The organism is Streptomyces sp. NPDC001828 (genome assembly GCF_042892175.1).
Taxonomy (GTDB): domain Bacteria; phylum Actinomycetota; class Actinomycetes; order Streptomycetales; family Streptomycetaceae; genus Streptomyces.
In genome coordinates, this window is the sequence record NZ_JBIATV010000016.1 from 198,983 (window position 1) to 213,902 (window position 14,920).

Annotated in this window: 15 protein-coding genes; 6 read left to right on the plus strand and 9 right to left on the minus strand. The window is 73.0% G+C overall.

Annotated elements, in window-relative coordinates; genetic code table 11:
* The first annotated feature begins 129 nt into the window (after positions 1-129).
* Positions 130-1,473 carry an MDR family MFS transporter gene (locus ACFYZA_RS35025; protein ID WP_388494545.1) on the plus strand — a complete coding sequence of 448 codons (1,344 nt, stop codon included), beginning with the start codon at positions 130-132 and terminating at the stop codon, positions 1,471-1,473.
* Between the two features lie 32 nt (positions 1,474-1,505).
* Here the strand turns inward: ACFYZA_RS35025 and ACFYZA_RS35030 are convergent, their stop codons facing one another.
* Both ACFYZA_RS35030 and mshA read right to left on the minus strand, forming a co-directional pair.
* Entirely contained in the window at positions 1,506-1,994 is a 489-nt protein-coding gene (locus ACFYZA_RS35030; protein WP_382596385.1) for a YbjN domain-containing protein, read from the minus strand.
* Positions 1,995-2,036: 42 nt separating this feature from the next.
* Positions 2,037-3,380 (minus strand): D-inositol-3-phosphate glycosyltransferase, encoded by a 1,344-nt coding sequence (gene mshA / locus ACFYZA_RS35035; protein WP_388494575.1) that lies wholly within the window; start codon positions 3,378-3,380, stop codon positions 2,037-2,039.
* 193 nt (positions 3,381-3,573) lie between these two features.
* Here mshA and ACFYZA_RS35040 point away from each other — a divergent pair, with 193 nt between their 5' ends.
* The 3 genes from ACFYZA_RS35040 to ACFYZA_RS35050 all read left to right on the plus strand — a co-directional run bounded on the left by ACFYZA_RS35040 (position 3,574) and on the right by ACFYZA_RS35050 (position 7,527).
* A complete protein-coding gene (locus tag ACFYZA_RS35040) occupies positions 3,574-4,371 on the plus strand; it encodes a class I SAM-dependent methyltransferase (RefSeq protein ID WP_388494546.1) in 798 nt (265 codons plus the stop codon).
* Between the two features lie 382 nt (positions 4,372-4,753).
* Positions 4,754-5,818, plus strand: coding sequence for an NlpC/P60 family protein (locus ACFYZA_RS35045; protein WP_388494547.1), 1,065 nt, complete (start codon positions 4,754-4,756; stop codon positions 5,816-5,818).
* A 449-nt stretch (positions 5,819-6,267) separates the two neighbouring features.
* A complete protein-coding gene (locus tag ACFYZA_RS35050; protein ID WP_382596376.1) occupies positions 6,268-7,527 on the plus strand; it encodes a PP2C family protein-serine/threonine phosphatase in 1,260 nt (419 codons plus the stop codon).
* Positions 7,528-7,576: 49 nt separating this feature from the next.
* Here ACFYZA_RS35050 and ACFYZA_RS35055 read toward each other — a convergent pair whose 3' ends face one another.
* The 4 genes from ACFYZA_RS35055 to ACFYZA_RS35070 form a co-directional block, all read right to left on the minus strand.
* A complete protein-coding gene (locus ACFYZA_RS35055) occupies positions 7,577-7,921 on the minus strand; it encodes a DUF2516 family protein (protein ID WP_382596373.1) in 345 nt (114 codons plus the stop codon).
* A 117-nt stretch (positions 7,922-8,038) separates the two neighbouring features.
* Complete coding sequence (locus ACFYZA_RS35060) at positions 8,039-8,632, minus strand: hypothetical protein (RefSeq protein WP_382596370.1); 594 nt, start codon at positions 8,630-8,632, stop codon at positions 8,039-8,041.
* Between the two features lie 22 nt (positions 8,633-8,654).
* On the minus strand, positions 8,655-9,083 hold the full coding sequence (locus ACFYZA_RS35065) for a helix-turn-helix domain-containing protein (RefSeq protein ID WP_388494548.1): 429 nt from the start codon (positions 9,081-9,083) through the stop codon (positions 8,655-8,657).
* Between the two features lie 459 nt (positions 9,084-9,542).
* A complete protein-coding gene (locus ACFYZA_RS35070; RefSeq protein ID WP_382596410.1) occupies positions 9,543-10,139 on the minus strand; it encodes a TetR/AcrR family transcriptional regulator in 597 nt (198 codons plus the stop codon).
* 212 nt (positions 10,140-10,351) lie between these two features.
* On the opposite strand from ACFYZA_RS35070, the gene ACFYZA_RS35075 reads away from it, so the two are divergent.
* Positions 10,352-11,323 (plus strand): zinc-binding dehydrogenase, encoded by a 972-nt coding sequence (locus ACFYZA_RS35075; RefSeq protein WP_388494549.1) that lies wholly within the window; start codon positions 10,352-10,354, stop codon positions 11,321-11,323.
* A 105-nt stretch (positions 11,324-11,428) separates the two neighbouring features.
* Here ACFYZA_RS35075 and ACFYZA_RS35080 read toward each other — a convergent pair whose 3' ends face one another.
* The 3 genes from ACFYZA_RS35080 to ACFYZA_RS35090 form a co-directional block, all read right to left on the minus strand.
* The gene (locus tag ACFYZA_RS35080; RefSeq protein ID WP_388494550.1) at positions 11,429-12,688 is read right to left on the minus strand and encodes a GNAT family N-acetyltransferase; all 1,260 of its coding nucleotides are present in this window, start codon (positions 12,686-12,688) and stop codon (positions 11,429-11,431) included.
* A 25-nt stretch (positions 12,689-12,713) separates the two neighbouring features.
* Complete coding sequence (locus tag ACFYZA_RS35085) at positions 12,714-13,673, minus strand: asparaginase (RefSeq protein WP_382596347.1); 960 nt, start codon at positions 13,671-13,673, stop codon at positions 12,714-12,716.
* A gap of 61 nt (positions 13,674-13,734) precedes the next feature.
* Positions 13,735-14,328 carry an ABC transporter substrate-binding protein gene (locus ACFYZA_RS35090; protein ID WP_388494551.1) on the minus strand — a complete coding sequence of 198 codons (594 nt, stop codon included), beginning with the start codon at positions 14,326-14,328 and terminating at the stop codon, positions 13,735-13,737.
* Positions 14,329-14,494: 166 nt separating this feature from the next.
* Here ACFYZA_RS35090 and dtd point away from each other — a divergent pair, with 166 nt between their 5' ends.
* Positions 14,495-14,920 carry a D-aminoacyl-tRNA deacylase gene (gene dtd / locus ACFYZA_RS35095; RefSeq protein ID WP_382596341.1) on the plus strand — a complete coding sequence of 142 codons (426 nt, stop codon included), beginning with the start codon at positions 14,495-14,497 and terminating at the stop codon, positions 14,918-14,920.

Genomic DNA, 14,920 nt, shown 5'->3' on the forward strand with positions numbered 1-14,920 from the left:
CCAAGGTCCCGGGCCCGTCTCGATTGACGGACGCCGTCAATTCAGTGGCCCCCGGAACTCGCCCACTTGTAACTTGCGGACATCAGCCGCACCACTTACAGCAGAGCCACAGTTCCGGGGGGAAGCCGCATGTCCGTCGCCAGCCTGAGACGCGCCGCACGAGAAACCGTCTCGGGGCTGCCCCGGGAGTTCTGGTGGCTGTGGACCAGCACCCTGATCAACCGGCTCGGGGCCTTCGTCGCCACTTTCATGGCGCTCTACCTCACCCTGGACCGGGGCTATTCGGCCTCGTACGCGGGACTTGTGGCCTCGCTGCACGGGCTCGGCGGGGTCGTCTCGTCCCTCGGCGGCGGCGTGATGACCGACCGCCTGGGCCGCCGGCCCACCCTCGTCATCGCCCAGACGGCGACGGCCTTCTCCGTCGCGCTGCTCGGCTTCATGACGGATCCGGTGGCGATCGCGGGCGTCGCCTTCCTCGTCGGCATGGCGAGCAACGCGTCGCGGCCCGCGGTGCAGGCGATGATGGCGGACATCGTGCGGCCCGAGGACCGGGTGCGGGCGTTCTCCCTCAACTACTGGGCGATCAACCTGGGGTTCGCCGTCTCGTCGATGGCGGCGGGCTTCATCGCCCAGTACAGCTACCTGGCGGGCTTCCTCGGCGAGGCGACGCTGACCCTGGTCTGCGCGATCGTGGTGTTCCTCAAGCTGCCGGAGTCGCGCCCCGAGCGCACGGCCGAAGAGAAGGTGACGGAGCATCAGGTCGGCATCGGTACGGTGCTGCGGGACGGCCGCTTCATGAGCGTGGTCGGCCTGTCCTTCCTCATCTCCCTTATTTTCCAGCAGGGTTATGTGGGCCTGCCGGTCGCGATGGGCACGGACGGGTTCTCCAGCGCGGACTTCGGCCTGGCGATCGCGGTGAACGGCATCTTGATCGTGGCGGTCCAGATCCCCGTCACGCGCTACATCCAGCACCGTGACCCGCGCCGCCTGCTGATGGTCTCGGCGCTGCTCGCGGGCTACGGCTTCGGACTGACGGCGTTCGCCGGTTCGGTCGCGGTGTACGCCCTGACGATCTGCGTCTGGACCCTGGCCGAAATCGTCAACGCCCCCATCCAGACGGGCCTGGTGGTCCGCCTCTCCCCCGTGCACGGCCGGGGCCGCTACCAGGGCGTCTACACCATGTCCTGGTCGGTGGCGGCCCTGGTCGCCCCGCTGATGTCGGGTTACGTCATCGACCACTTCGGGGCGGGGTGGCTGTGGGGCACGTGCGCGGTGCTCGGGTCGGTGACCGCGGCGGGGTACTGGGGGCTGATGCGAAGCCTGCCGACGGACGGGGCGGCGGAGGCACCGGTCGCACAGGTCGCGCCAGCGGCCCCGGTCGCGCCGGTTGCGCAGGTCGCCCCGGCCGCCCCGGCCGCCCCGGTGGCCGTGGCGGCGGCGCCGGTCGAGGTGCGGGCGGATTCCGGGGTGTGAGGGCGTTCCCGGGGCGGGCGGTGGGAGAACCCCTAGCCCGCCTCCCCCGTGACCCGCCCGAACGCCTCCAGGTTCCGAGTGGACTCCCCCCGCGACACCCGCCACGCGTACTCCCGCCGGATGGCGGACGCGAACCCCATCTCCAGCAGGGTGTTGAAGGACCCGTCCGCCTCCTCCAGGACGACCCCGAGCAGCCGGTCGAGCTCCTCCGGCGTCACCGAGGAGAGCGGAACCTTCCCCGCCAGGTAGACGTCGCCGAGCCGGTCGACCGCGTAACTCACCCCGTACAGACGGAGGTTGCGCTCCAGGAGCCAGCGGTGGACGGCCGGCTCGTTCTCGTCCGGGTGGCGCACCACGAACGCGTTCACGGAAAGGGAGTGGCGGCCGAGCCGCAGCGAGCAGGTCGTGGAGAGTTTGCGCGTGCCCGGCAGCGTCACCACGTACGCGCCCGGCTCCGGGGACTCCCACGAGAGCTCCGCGTCCTTGAGCGCCGCCTCGATGACCTGCCGCACGTCAGCCATGCCGCGAGCCTACGCGAAGCCCCCGGGCCCGGCCGGGGCGCCTCAGCCGTGGTGCGAGCGGACCCGCCGCCGGTGCTCCTGCATCGCCGCCGTGTACACGTCCGCCGTCGCCGCGGCCGCCGTCCCCCAGCCGAACGACTGCGCGTGCCGGGCGGCCGCGCCGCCCATCCGGTCCACCAGCGCGGGTTCCTCGACGAAGCGGTGCAGGGCGGTCGCGTAGTCCCCGGGGTCGTGGCCCTGGACGAGGAAGCCCGTCGAGCCGTCCCGTACCGCCACCGGAAGCCCGCCCACCGACGCCGCGACCACCGGTGTCCCGGCCGCCTGCGCCTCGATGGCGACCAGTCCGAACGACTCGCTGTACGAGGGCATGACCAGGACGGACGCCGCCCGGAACCAGTCCGCGAGCCGGTCCTGGCCGACCGGCGGCCTGAACCGTACGACGTCACTGATGCCGAGCTTGGCCGCCAGCTTCTGCAGGCCCTCCGGCTTGGCCAGGCCGCTTCCCGACGGGCCGCCCACGATCGGCACGATCATCCGCGAGCGCAGGGAGGGGTCCCGGTCGAGGAGCTCGGCCGCCGCGCGCAGCAGGATGTCCGGCGCCTTCAGCGGCTGTATGCGGCCCGCGAAGAGCGGAACGAAGGCGTCCCGCGGCAGCCCGAGCCGGTCGCGCGCGGCGGCGCGGCCGTCCGCCGGGCGGAAGCGGTCGAGGTTCACACCGGGGTGGACGACGGCGACCTTGCCGGGGTCCGCGTCGTAGAAGCGGACGAGTTCGTCGGCCTCCTCGGCGGTGTTGGCGATCAGCCGGTCCGCCGCGTTCACGATCTGCGTCTCGCCGATGACCCGCGCGGCCGGCTCGGGGTTGTCGCCCTCGGCGAGCGCCGCGTTCTTGACCTTGGCCATGGTGTGCATGGCGTGCACGAGCGGCACGCCCCAGCGCTGCGCGGCGAGCCAGCCGACGTGCCCGGAGAGCCAGTAGTGGGAGTGGACCAGGTCGTAGTAGCCCGGCCGGTGGCGCGCCCAGGCCGTCATCACGCCGTGTGTGAACGCGCAGAGCTGGGCGGGCAGCTCCTCCTTGGCCAGGCCCTCGTACGGCCCCGCGTCGATGTGCCGCACGAGGACACCGGGCGACATCTCCACGGCCGGCGCGAGGCCGCCCGTGGTGGCCCGGGTGAAGATCTCGACCTCGATGTTGATCGCGGCCAGGCGCTTGGCGAGCTCGACGATGTACACGTTCATGCCGCCGGCGTCGCCCGTCCCGGGCTGGTGCAGCGGGGAGGTGTGGACGCTGAGCATGGCGACCCGCCGGGGCTTGCGGTGGCCGCCGGGCAGCCGGAGCCTGGGCGGCCCCGCCAGGGTGCCGGCGAACCGGGACACGTACTGGCTCACGTCGAGGGCCTCCTCGGTTCGGGGCACTGCCTTGGGACGCGGATCGGGCATGCGGGACGCCCCTCCAAAGCCCCGAACACCGGAACCCGCCCTTTCATTTCCACTTTGCCAAAATGTTGCCGGACCCGCCGGGGAGCCGCTTGCGCCGCCCCGGACCTGCGGGGCTGCCGCTCGCGCCGCCTACCCTCGTCCCATGGCTCCACCCGCCCCACCCGCGAAACGCCCCGTCGGCACCGTCACCCGCGGCACCACCAACCCGAACCGGCTGCGCCGCATGGACCGCTGGATCGCGGACGCGCACGGGGCGGCGCTGCGCCGCGCGACGGCCCCGGTCGCCGTCGACCTCGGGTACGGGGCCGCCCCCTGGACCGCCGTGGAGCTGCTCCAGCGCCTGCGCACGGCGGCCCCGGCCGTCTCGGTGGTGGGCATCGAGATCGAGCCGGCCCGGGTGGCTGCCGCCAAGCCGTACGGGCGCGAGGGCCTCACCTTCCGGCACGGCGGTTTCGAGGTCCCGCTGCCCGAGCCGCCGGCGCTGATCCGCGCGGCGAACGTGCTGCGCCAGTACGACGAGGCGGAGGTGGCCGCCGTCTGGGCCCGCCTGTGCGCGCGGCTCGCGCCCGGCGGGCTGCTCGTCGAGGGCACCTGCGACGAGATCGGGCGCCGCCACGTGTGGGTCGCGCTCGACCGCTCGGGCCCGCGCACGGTGACCTTCGCGACCCGGCTCGGCTCCCTCGACCGCCCCTCCGACCTGGCCGAGCGGCTGCCCAAGGCGCTGATCCACCGCAATGTGCCGGGCGAGCCGGTGCACGCGTTCCTGCGCGACTTCGACCGGGCGTGGGCGGCGGCGGCCCCGTACGCCTCGCTCGGCGCGCGCCAGCGCTGGATCAAGTCGGTACGGGACCTGGCGGGCGACTGGCCGGTGGTGGACGGGGTGCGGCGCTGGCGGCAGGGCGAGGTGACGGTCAACTGGTCTGCGCTCGCGCCCAGTTGACGCGCGGGGCGGCATGCGGCGGCGCGTGCGCCGGGCCGTCGGGTGCGGCTCGCGTCCGCCCGGGGCGGCCACCCGGCCGGGGCTTGGCCGGAGCCGGGTGAGCCAGTTGTTGACGTCGTCTTACGGGTGAACTCCCGTGGCCGGCGGAACGCGTGGAACCCGGGGTTCGTCAGACGGGAGGGACCCGGGCGGCGGAACGCGCAAGGGGACGTGCCTCGTCCGGTGCCCCGACGCCTCTGTCGTTTTGGCCGGGGGCGTGGCAGCATCGCGGGCACCGGTGTGATGTTACTGACGGTAAATCACATGCGGGGTGTCCGGTGTGTTCCGGCGTGGGGCCGGAGCGTTCCGGTGTGGGGCCGGAGTTGACTGGAGGGGGTTCTCAGTGCCGAAGAAGCGCCAGTTGGCGGCCGCGATCGCCTTGGTGTGCGCCCTGACCGCGTTGGCCGCGCCGGGCACGGCGTTCGCCGACCCCGCACCGACGCCGTCGGCCTCGGCCTCGGCGCCGGGCGCGCCCAAGACGCTCGACGAGGTGAGCAAGGAGATCGACGACCTGTACCGCCAGGCGGCCGCGGCCACCGACGCGTACAACCTCGCCGAGGAGAAGACCAAGCAACAGTCCGCGCAGATCGTGCAGTTGGCCCAGGAGATCGTGAAGGGCCAGGAGAAGATCAAGCGCCTGAAGGACCAGGCGGGCGCCACCGCGCGGATGCAGTACCGCAACGGCGGCCTGCCACCCGGCGCGCAGATGATGCTCAGCGGCGACCCGGAGACCTTCCTCGACGGGGCCGACTCGCTGCGCCAGGGCCAGCAGGCGGCCCAGGGCCTGCTGGGCGAACTGGACAGAACGCAGGCCGACTTGGCGGCCTACAGCGCGGACGCCACCGCCCAGTGGAAGAGCCTGGAGGCCAACCGGGTCAAGAAGGAAGCCGCGCAGAAGGACATAACGGAGAAGATCGCGGCGGCCGAGAAGCTCCAGTCCCAGCTCAAGGAGCAGGAGCGCGAGCGCCTGGCCGAGCTGGAGCGCAAGAAGGAGTTCGACTCGCAGACGGCCTGGCTGAGCACGGGCGTCCTGAAGGACATCAGCGGCAGCGCGAGCGAGCAGGGCAAGAAGGCCGTGAAGTTCGCCACGGACCAGATCGGCAAGAAGTACATCTGGGGCGCCGCCGGTCCCGACACCTTCGACTGCTCGGGTCTCACCTCCCAGGCCTGGCTCGCGGCCGGGCACCCCATCCCGCGCACCTCGCAGGAGCAGTGGGCCCAGCTGCCGCACGTCGCGATCAAGGACATGCGCCCGGGCGACCTCATCATCTACTTCGCCGACGCCACCCACGTCGGGATGTACATCGGCGACGGCGCGATCGTGCACTCACCGCGCCCCGGCCGGACCGTGACGATCACCGGAGCGGGCTCCATGCCGATACTCGGCGTCGTACGGCCGGACAAGTAGCGGGCGTACGGACCGGGGCGCCGACGGCCCGGGGGTGAGCGGCCGCGCGCCGACGGCCACGGCCCTGGGGGCGGGCGGCTGCGCGCATCGGCGGCTCCGGGAGCGGGCGGCCGCGCGCATCGGCCGCTCCGGGGGCGAGGGTGGGCGGCTGGGCGTATCGACGGCCACGGCCCCGAGGACGGGCGGCTTTCGCGCGCCGGCCGTTTCGAGGGGCGGGCGGGCAGCCGCTCCCGTACGGCCGGGCAGCCGCGGACCGGCGATACGGGCAGTCCGCAACTTCCTGAGGCCCGGACAAATCAGGCATGTGGCATATGCCATCCGGTCGGGAGTGATGAACCACCCAACGCCATTCCGCCACGCCCGGGGATGGCGCTAGGGTCCCGGCTGGTGGGGCGCCGACCGGCGCTCCTCCGCGCCCTCGGGGGGAGGGAAGGATTCCGGAACCGACGATGCCCGCATCCCAGCACGTACCCGTACCGCACCAGCGAGCCGCCCCTCCGGCGGCGCCGGGCGGCGCCGGCGACGGTCCGCTCAACCTGCTGGTCATCGAGGACGACCCGGCGGGCACCTTCACCGTGCACGAGCTGCTCGACGCGGCGGGCACCCGGGTCCGCATCCGCACCGCCCGCAACCTCACCGAGGCCGAGCGGCTGCTCACCGACGACATCCACTGCATCCTGCTCGACCTGGCGCTGCCCGGCCGCGACCCCGACGACGAGCTGGCCGCCCTGCGCCATCTGCTGCTCCTCGCGCCGCGCCACGCGGTGCTCGCCCTCACCCCCTCCGGGCACGCGGAGCGGGCGGCCGAGGCGGTCCGGGTCGGCGCGCAGGACTATCTGTTCCGGGACGAGCTGGACGGCAGGCTCCTGAGCCGGGCCATCCGGTACGCGGTGGAGCGCAAGCGCGCGGACACGGCCCAGTACAAGCTGGCCGAGTCGAAGCTGCGCGCCCAGGAGAACGCCCGTCTGGAGCGCGGTCTCCTGCCGACGCCACTGCTCGAGGGATCCGACCTGCGCTTCGCGGCCCGCTACCGCCCGGGCCGCTCCCGGGCCCTGCTCGGCGGCGACTTCTACGACACGGTGCGCACCCCGGACGGAACCGTCCACGCGATGATCGGCGACGTCTGCGGACACGGCCCCGACGAGGCGGCCCTCGGGGTCGAACTCCGCATCGCCTGGCGGGCGTTGACCCTCGCGGGGCTCTGCGGGGACCAGCTGCTATCGACGCTCCAGGAGGTCCTGGAGCACGAGCGCGACAGCGAGGAGATATTCGCGACGCTGTGCACGGTCGACATCGCCCCCGACGGCCGCAGCGCGGGCCTGTGCCTGGCCGGCCACCCCGCGCCCCTGATCGCCCTGGACGGCCGCGCCCAGCTGCTCCCGTACGAGAACGGCGGCCCGGCGCTCGGCCTGCTGCCGCGCGCCCGCTGGCCGCGCCGGCAGGTTCAACTCGGCCGGGAATGGGGCCTGTTGATGTACACGGACGGCCTGATCGAGGGCCGCACCGGCGAGGGCAGCGGCCAGCGGCTCGGCCAGGACGGCATGCTGGAGATGATCAACACCCAGCTGGCGTCCGGCCTCCGTGGCGAGTCACTGCTGGAGGCGGCGGTGACCCGGGCGCGCGAACTCAACGGGGGCGAGCTGACGGACGACGTGGCGGTGGTCCTGCTGGAACGCAAGCGCGCGGACCGGGAAGGCCGCCCGGCCTGAGGAGTCGTGCGGGGGCCGCCGCGCCCGACGGGCGGCCCGGGCCTACGGCCTAGCGGCCGCCGTTGTAGGGCCCGTACGGACCGTCGCTGCTGGAGCCGCCGCCCCGGCGGCCGCCCCGGCCACCGCCGGAGACCTGCCGGATCGCGGGCCGCACGTCGACCATGAACACGATCGAGGCGACGAGCCCGGCGAGCTGCAGGAAGAGCATCGGCACGAACAGGTTCACCACGACCGTGATGCCGAGGACGATGAGCCAGAACGGCTTGGTCTGCTTCCCGGCCGCGCGGTACGCGTCCTCGCGCGCGATGACGGCGAAGACCAGCGCCACCACGGCGATGACGAGCATCGCGAGATAGAGCAGCGACGTCAGAAGGCTGAATCCCGTGAGCAACATGTCGTGCACCGCCTAGTCAGTACTGATGAGTGTGGAGAGCGCCTAGCGGCCAAGGTACTGGTTGAACGGGGCGGGCACCGTGAAGGTGCCCGCCCCGCGAAACCGGCGCGGTAAGCGCTACTCCGCGGACTTGACGGTGGTCTTCTTCACCGGGGCCTTGCGCGGAGCGGCCTTCTTGGCGGCGGGCTTGTCGGCGTCGGCGGAGAGGTCGCCGACGGTGGGCTCGCCCTGGGCCGGAGCCTCGTCCTTCTTCTCCGCGTCGGGCTCGACGGCACTGGCGATCTCGACGATCTCGTCGGCGGCCTCGCCGCGCCACTGCTTGACGACCTCCTGGCCGTGCTCGGCGACGGAGTCGTAGCCCTCGCGCGCCTTGACGGCGTACTCGGCGAGGACGCCGACGCCGCGCAGGGCCAGGTCCTGGGCGTTCTCACCGAGCTTCTTCAGATCGCCGTCGAGGGACCCGAGGAACTCGTTGGCCCGGGTGGTGACGGCGCTCTGCACCTCCTTGACCCGCGCGGTGGCCTTCTCCTGCACGGCCTTGGGGTCGGTGCGGCGCACGGCCTCGATGCGCTCGGGCGCCTCGGACTGGATCTTCTCGATCAGAGCCGGAACCTTCTTGGCCTGCTGCCCCGCGAGGTCCGCCGTGCCGGCGAGGAAGTAGAGGGGGGTGGGGTCGGTGAGGGTCTTGCGCAGGTCATCGGTGATGGCCATGACTGTCCTCCCGGATCAGTGCTCAGTTACTCGCTTGAGGGTGGTCGGCATCACTGCCGTCGGCAGCACTGCCGTCGGCCGCGCCTTCGGTGTCCGTGTCGGCGTCGAGCCCGTTCTCCTTGCGGAAGGACTCGTAGATCTGGAGCAGAACCTGCTTCTGACGCTCGCTGAGCGAGGGGTCGGCGAGAATGACGCTCCGCGTCCCAGCGGCCTCGGGAGACCGCTCGTCGAGAATCCCGGCCTGCACGTACAGAGTCTCGGCGGAGATCCGCAGCGCCTTCGCGAGCTGCTGCAGAATGTCCGCGCTCGGCTTGCGCAGCCCGCGCTCGATCTGACTCAGATACGGATTGGACACCCCGGCGGCATCGGCGAGCTGCCGCAGCGACAGCTGCGCGTTGCGCCGCTGCTCGCGCAGATACTCGCCGAGATTGCCGACGTTGAGCGATGCCATGCCCCGATGGTGCACCCATCGCGCTAACTATTGCAAGCGGATGCTTGCAATAGTGTGCTGCGCCACCCTGTCGGGGGCCGTCCGGTTCGCCGCCTGTTCCATGGTCTTGATCACCGGTGCCGTTTCGAGGTGAGTGACGGCCGGAGCGCCGCGACCCGGGTGGTCAGGTACCGGTACAGCTCCCGTTGGTCCGCGCACACCACGCGGAACGGCACCCGGCCGGGGTCGCCGTCCTGCGCAACGTCCGGGCGCAGAGCCTCCTGATGGACTGGGCCGGCACCCGCGATCCGGACGTGCCGGCCGCCCGGGAGGTCTTCACGGGTACGGCTCAACTCCCGGCTGTACAGGGTCACTTGGCCGACCTGATGTCCGGGATACCCCTCCGCCACCCGATGCCGGGCACCGAAACCCACCCGCTCGTCGGCCTGCCCGCACCGGCACCGCCAAGCAGCACCCCCCTCAACTCCCGTACGCCCCCGCCCTCGCCGCCGCCCCGGCGGCCAGCGCCGCGCGGTCTGCGGACGGTTCGTCCAGGGGGTCGCCGCTCACCAGGAAGCGGTAGTAGAGGGGGGCGGAGACCGCCCGGATCACCTCGCGCGCGTCCGTGCCGGGCGGGACCTCGCCCCGCTCGGCGGCCAGCGTCACGCACGGGGCCCACTCCTCGATGCGGGTCGCGTAGAAGCGGCGCAGCGCGCCGGCCGCGCGGTCGTCGCAGGTGGCGGCGGCGATCACCGCCTTGAACAGGGCGCCCTGTCGCGGATCGGTCAGCGTCCCGACGACGAGCCGGGCGTTCGCCCTCAGGTCGCCGTCGAGCGAACCGGTGTCCGCGCGCGGCGAGGACTGCTCGGCCATGTCGTCCAGGAGGTCGGCGACCAGGCCCGTGGTCGTGGACCAGCGCCGGTAGACGGTGGTCTTGCCCACCTCCGCCCGGCGCGCGACGTCCGCGAGGTCGAGCCGGTCGAAGCCGTGCTCCACCAGCGCGTCCCCGGCCGCCCGCAGCACCGCCGCCCGCACCCGGGCGGTCCGCCCGCCCGGCCGGACCGTCCCCGGCTCCATGCCCTCCACGCGCGACTCCCGTTCCTGGCCCGACGAAGACACCCCCACTTTAAGCACTTTAAGAGGATCCCAGCACCGTTAGTGACCGCCGCCGGGCCGCCCTTGACCTCAAGTGCGCTTGAGGCTGAACACTCGACGTACGAGCAGCGAGAGCAGCGAGAACGACACGGGCCGCGCACCGGCGCGGACAACGGGTGGGAGAAGTGATCGACATGCGTGTGGCACAGGTCGAGGAGTTCGGCGGGCCCGAAGTACTGGTGACGGCGAGCGCGCCGGACCCGGTCGCCGGGGAGGGCGAGGCCGTGGTGGCCGTCGACCACATCGACACCCTCTTCGTGCAGACCCAGATCCGCGCGGGCGCCTTCAACGAGGTCTTCGGCGTCAAGCCCCCTTACGTGCCCGGCGGCGGCGTCTCCGGCACGGTCACCGCCATCGGCCCCGGTGTCGACGCCGCCCTGCTCGGCCGCCGGGTGGCCGTGTCCGGCGCGGCCGACACGTACGCCGAGCTCGTGGCGGTCCCCGCCGCCCACCTCTCCCCCGTCCCCGACGGCCTCGGCCTGCGCGAGGCGGCCTCCCTCGTGCACGACGGGGTCACCGCCCTCGCGCTCCTGGACAACACCGCGCTCAAGCCGGGCGAGACCGTACTGGTCACCGGCGCATCGGGCGGCATGGGCACCCTGCTCGTCCAGTTCGCCCGCGCGCTCGGCGCCCGTGTGGTGGGCGTGGCACGCGGGCCCGAAAAGACCTCGCTGGTACGGGAGTTGGGGGCCGACCAGGTCATCGACGCGGCGGATCCGGGCTGGGGCCGGCACGCCCGCGCGGCGCTCGGCGAGCGCGGCGCGGATCTCGTACTGGACGGCGTCGGCGGCCAACTCGGCCTGGACGCCTTCCCGTTGACCGCCGACGGCGGCCGCTTCTCCGCGCACGGCGCCCCCACCGGCACCGGCTTCGCGGCCGTCGACCCGGACGAGGCCCGGCGGCGCGGCATCACCCTGCTCGGCATCGGCGACGTACAGCTGACTCCTGAGCTCCGTACCGCGCTGCTCGGCCGGGTGCTCCGGGAGGCGGCGGCCGGGCGGCTGCGGCCGGTGATCGGCGAGGTGTTCCCGCTGGCCCGCGCCGCCGACGCGCACCGGGCGATCCAGGGCCGCGCCCTGCTCGGAAAGGTGCTGCTCAAGCCGTGACCGAGCCAAGTCGTAACCGTCGGGGCCGGCCGAAGGCCGGGCCCCCCGCTCCGGCACACCCGTAAGAACACCCGGCATGCCACCGACCTCCCACGGGGGTGGGGGTCAGAACATGTCGGGGCACCAGGGGCGGCCGGCCGTGCGGAACAGTTCGTCCGTGCGGGCCGCCGCCCCCGCCCGCTCCTCCGCCACCCGGCCGAGCGCGAGCAGCCGCTCCGCCGATTCGTCGCCGAGGTAGAGGGACGCCAACTCCTTTACGTCCAGCGTCAGTTCGGCACTCCGGGTGGTGGGGGCGCAGCGGGCTCCGCCCTCGCCCGCCTCCAGCAGGAAGCGGCCCGCCGCCAGGCCTGCCGGGTCCACGACCTCAAGTACCACGGCACCCTCGGCCGCGTAGGTGCGCGCCTCCAGGACCCGTACGACATCGAGCAGCCGCAGCCACAGATAGTCGGAGTGGGTCACGATCCGGGCCGCGCGCGGGTTCGGGAGGAGGAGGGGCAGCAGGTCGTCGGGGGCGCGGCGGCCGGTGCGCACCTTGCGGATCCAGTCGATGGAGCACAGGTAGTGCCACAGGGCGCGCTCGGCCTCGGGGGTGAGCGCGATGAGGTCCGCCACCGTCGCCGTGTTCTCCGGCAGCTTGGCGTCGCTCCACTTGTCGTCGGCGCGGTAGCGGACGAACCCGGCCGGTTCGCCGTCGGCCGTGCGGTACACCGCGAAGAACGGCTCGGTCCACGGCTCGTCGCGGCGGGCCGCGCCGGTGGCCAGGTCCCACCAGCGCCGGTCACGGCTGATCGCACCCGCGCGAGTCGGCCGGAAACGTTCGAACACCTCGACGCCGAGCTTGGCCGCGTCGGCCAGATCCACGAGTTCGACGCTGCCGCCGTCGGCCGGGGCCGCCCAACGCGGGTCGAGCCCGGCCCGCGCGGTGTCGATCTCCCACTCGGTGATGTGGGCGGCGGGGCCGTATCCGTAGCGGCCGTAGATCGGGTACTCGGCGGCGATCAGCGTGGACGCGACCTCGCCGCGCTCCCTGGCCGCGGCGAGCTCGGCCGCCATCATCCGCGTCAGCAGGCCGCGCCTGCGGTGGGTGGGCGTGACGGTGACGCCGCTGACCGCGCTCACGGGAAGCGCGGCGCCGCCCACCGTCGTCAGCTCCTGCGCGAAGGAGCGGAACGTCGCCACGCACCGGCCGCCGTCGGAGGCGCCCTGCACCCGGTCCAGGTCGCTGTTGGCCCGCAGTGCCCGCGCGTACTGGTCACTGACCGTCGGCGGCCGCAGGAACCCCACGTTGACCGCCCTGATCCAGTCGGTGAACTCGTCGTCGGCGACGGTGCGGACCTCGATGTCGGGCTCGGCCGGAGTGCTCATGCCGGCCACGCTAAACGGCTCCCGCTCAGAATGTCGCCCGGATTTCGCCGACCTCCACGGCCCCGCCGAACAGCGGCGCCCGGCCGATCCGGTCCACGACCGGGCCCTCGACGCCCAGGTGGTGCAGCGCGCGGGCCAGTATCGGGCCGAGCGCGCGGATCGCGCCGTCGTCGACCTTGAAGGCGAGCGCGCGGCCATCGGCGAGGGCCACCGCCTGCACGGCCTCGGCGCCCATCTTCGACAGGGTGCCGGGCACCTCGCGCATCAGCCAGGTGTCGGGCCGCCGGGTGCCGGCCACGTACTCGGGGTGGGCGCGCATCGCCTCGGCGACCCGGCCCTCGACCGTGCCCGCGTCCGCCGTCGCGAAGGTGCGGAAGGCGCGCGCGAGACCGGTCAGGCTGATCGCCATGAGCGGCGCCCCGCAGCCGTCCGTGCCGACCGAGGCGACCCGCTCGCCCGCGGCCGACTCGACGGACTCCAGGACCAGCCGCTGCAACGGGTGGGCCGGGTCGAGGTAGCCGGCCTGGTCCCAGCCGTTCAGCTTGCAGGCCGCGATCATCGCCGCGTGCTTGCCGGAGCAGTTCATGGTGAGCCGCTCACGGACCTGGCCCGAGGCCAGGTACGTCTCGGCCTCGGCGGGGTCGAGCGGCAGGTCTGGCGGGGTCTGGAGGTCGTCCGTGGTCAGGCCGTGCTCGGCCAGCATCTTGCGTACGAGATCGAGGTGGAAGCCCTCGCCCGAGTGGCTCGCGGCGGCGATGGCCAGGCGCTCGCCCGACAGCTGGAGCCCGGCCCGCAGCACGGCGGCGGCCTGCATCGGCTTGTTGGACGAGCGGGGGAAGACGGGCGCGGCCGGGTCGCCGAGCGAGAACTCGACGCTGCCGTCGGCGGCGAGCACCACCAGCGAGCCCCGATGATGGCCCTCGACGAATCCGGAACGTACGACTTCGGCGAGGACCGGGGGTATCGGGGGCGTCACGGCGGTCATGGGGGTGCGGCCTTCCGGGCGGGTGACCTGCCCCGGAGGGATCGCTTCCGATACGGGCGGGTCACATGAGCAGATCGTCTACTTGTGCTTCCCCATCACGGTACCTGCGGGCGATCTCCGCACTGCAATCGTCGGCGGTCCGCTGGACCTCCTTGCGGCTCCGCGAGACCTGCTGCTCGTAGCGGATCAGGCGCCCGGTCGCGGTGTGCAGTTCCTCGTCCGTACGGGCGGCCAGGTCGGACAGCTCGACCTCGGCGTCCATCTCGGCGGCGAGCAGCCGGTACTCCTCGCTGCGCGGCGCGGAGAGCGTGACGTGGCGGGCCGAGGCGCGGTGCGAGGACGGCGCGTCGGTGAGGATCTCGGCGAGCCGCTCCACCACCGGCGCCTGCGGCCCGGTGCGCCGGGCCAGCTCGGCCCGCAGGATGTCGATCCGGCCGTGCAGCAGCCGCCGTACGTAGCTGAGGTCGGCCTCGTCGCGCTGCGACTGGCGGCGCAGGGTGCGCAGCTCGGCCAGCCGGAGCGCGGCCAGGTCGTGGTCGCGCTGGGGCGGCAGGGTGCCCCCGGCCCGCTGCACGGGCGGTCGCACGGCGGTACGCGGGTTGGTCCGGGTCAGCGATACGGGACCGGGCGGCTGCCCGGCGCCTGATGTGCTCATGCTTTTTCGTCCCCTCGACCGGTGCATGGGGTCTCCCCCGGCCCAAGGGACCCAGGGGAAGCACCGCCTGTACGCATCGTGCCACTCCGGGTACGGCACGTGCAGGTGCACTGCACCCGTTCAGCCGCTCGGAATTCGGACGCGCCGGTGACATAGGTTGGGGCGCATGCGAGCGGTGGTGCAGAGGGTCGACGGCGCGAAGGTCGTCGTGGACGGTGAGACGGTCGGCGAGATCGAGGGCGAGGGCCTCTGTGTCCTGGTCGGGGTCACCCACGGGGACGATCCGGACAAGGCGGCGCAGCTCGCCCGCAAGTTGTGGTCGGTTCGCATCCTTGAGGGCGAGAAGTCCTGCTCGGACGTGAATGCGCCCTTGCTGGTGATTTCGCAGTTCACTCTCTACGGGGACGCCCGCAAGGGCCGCCGCCCCACGTGGAACGCGGCCGCCCCCGGCGAGGTGGCCGAGCCCCTCGTCGACGAGGTGGTGGCCCAACTGCGGGCGCTCGGCGCCCTGGTGGAGACGGGCCGGTTCGGCGCGGACATGCGGGTGTCCCTCACCAACCACGGCCCGTTCACGCTCCAGATCGAGGTCTGA

Coding starts and splice junctions, on each gene's coding strand:
- ACFYZA_RS35025 (WP_388494545.1), top strand. CDS start 130: ATGTCCGTCGCCAGCCTGAGACGCGCCGCACGAGAAACCGTCTCGGGG.
- ACFYZA_RS35030 (WP_382596385.1), bottom strand. CDS start 1,994: ATGGCTGACGTGCGGCAGGTCATCGAGGCGGCGCTCAAGGACGCGGAG.
- ACFYZA_RS35040 (WP_388494546.1), top strand. CDS start 3,574: ATGGCTCCACCCGCCCCACCCGCGAAACGCCCCGTCGGCACCGTCACC.
- ACFYZA_RS35050 (WP_382596376.1), top strand. CDS start 6,268: ATGCCCGCATCCCAGCACGTACCCGTACCGCACCAGCGAGCCGCCCCT.
- ACFYZA_RS35055 (WP_382596373.1), bottom strand. CDS start 7,921: ATGTTGCTCACGGGATTCAGCCTTCTGACGTCGCTGCTCTATCTCGCG.
- ACFYZA_RS35060 (WP_382596370.1), bottom strand. CDS start 8,632: ATGGCCATCACCGATGACCTGCGCAAGACCCTCACCGACCCCACCCCC.
- ACFYZA_RS35065 (WP_388494548.1), bottom strand. CDS start 9,083: ATGGCATCGCTCAACGTCGGCAATCTCGGCGAGTATCTGCGCGAGCAG.
- ACFYZA_RS35070 (WP_382596410.1), bottom strand. CDS start 10,139: ATGGAGCCGGGGACGGTCCGGCCGGGCGGGCGGACCGCCCGGGTGCGG.
- ACFYZA_RS35075 (WP_388494549.1), top strand. CDS start 10,352: ATGCGTGTGGCACAGGTCGAGGAGTTCGGCGGGCCCGAAGTACTGGTG.
- ACFYZA_RS35080 (WP_388494550.1), bottom strand. CDS start 12,688: ATGAGCACTCCGGCCGAGCCCGACATCGAGGTCCGCACCGTCGCCGAC.
- ACFYZA_RS35085 (WP_382596347.1), bottom strand. CDS start 13,673: ATGACCGCCGTGACGCCCCCGATACCCCCGGTCCTCGCCGAAGTCGTA.
- ACFYZA_RS35090 (WP_388494551.1), bottom strand. CDS start 14,328: ATGAGCACATCAGGCGCCGGGCAGCCGCCCGGTCCCGTATCGCTGACC.
- dtd (WP_382596341.1), top strand. CDS start 14,495: ATGCGAGCGGTGGTGCAGAGGGTCGACGGCGCGAAGGTCGTCGTGGAC.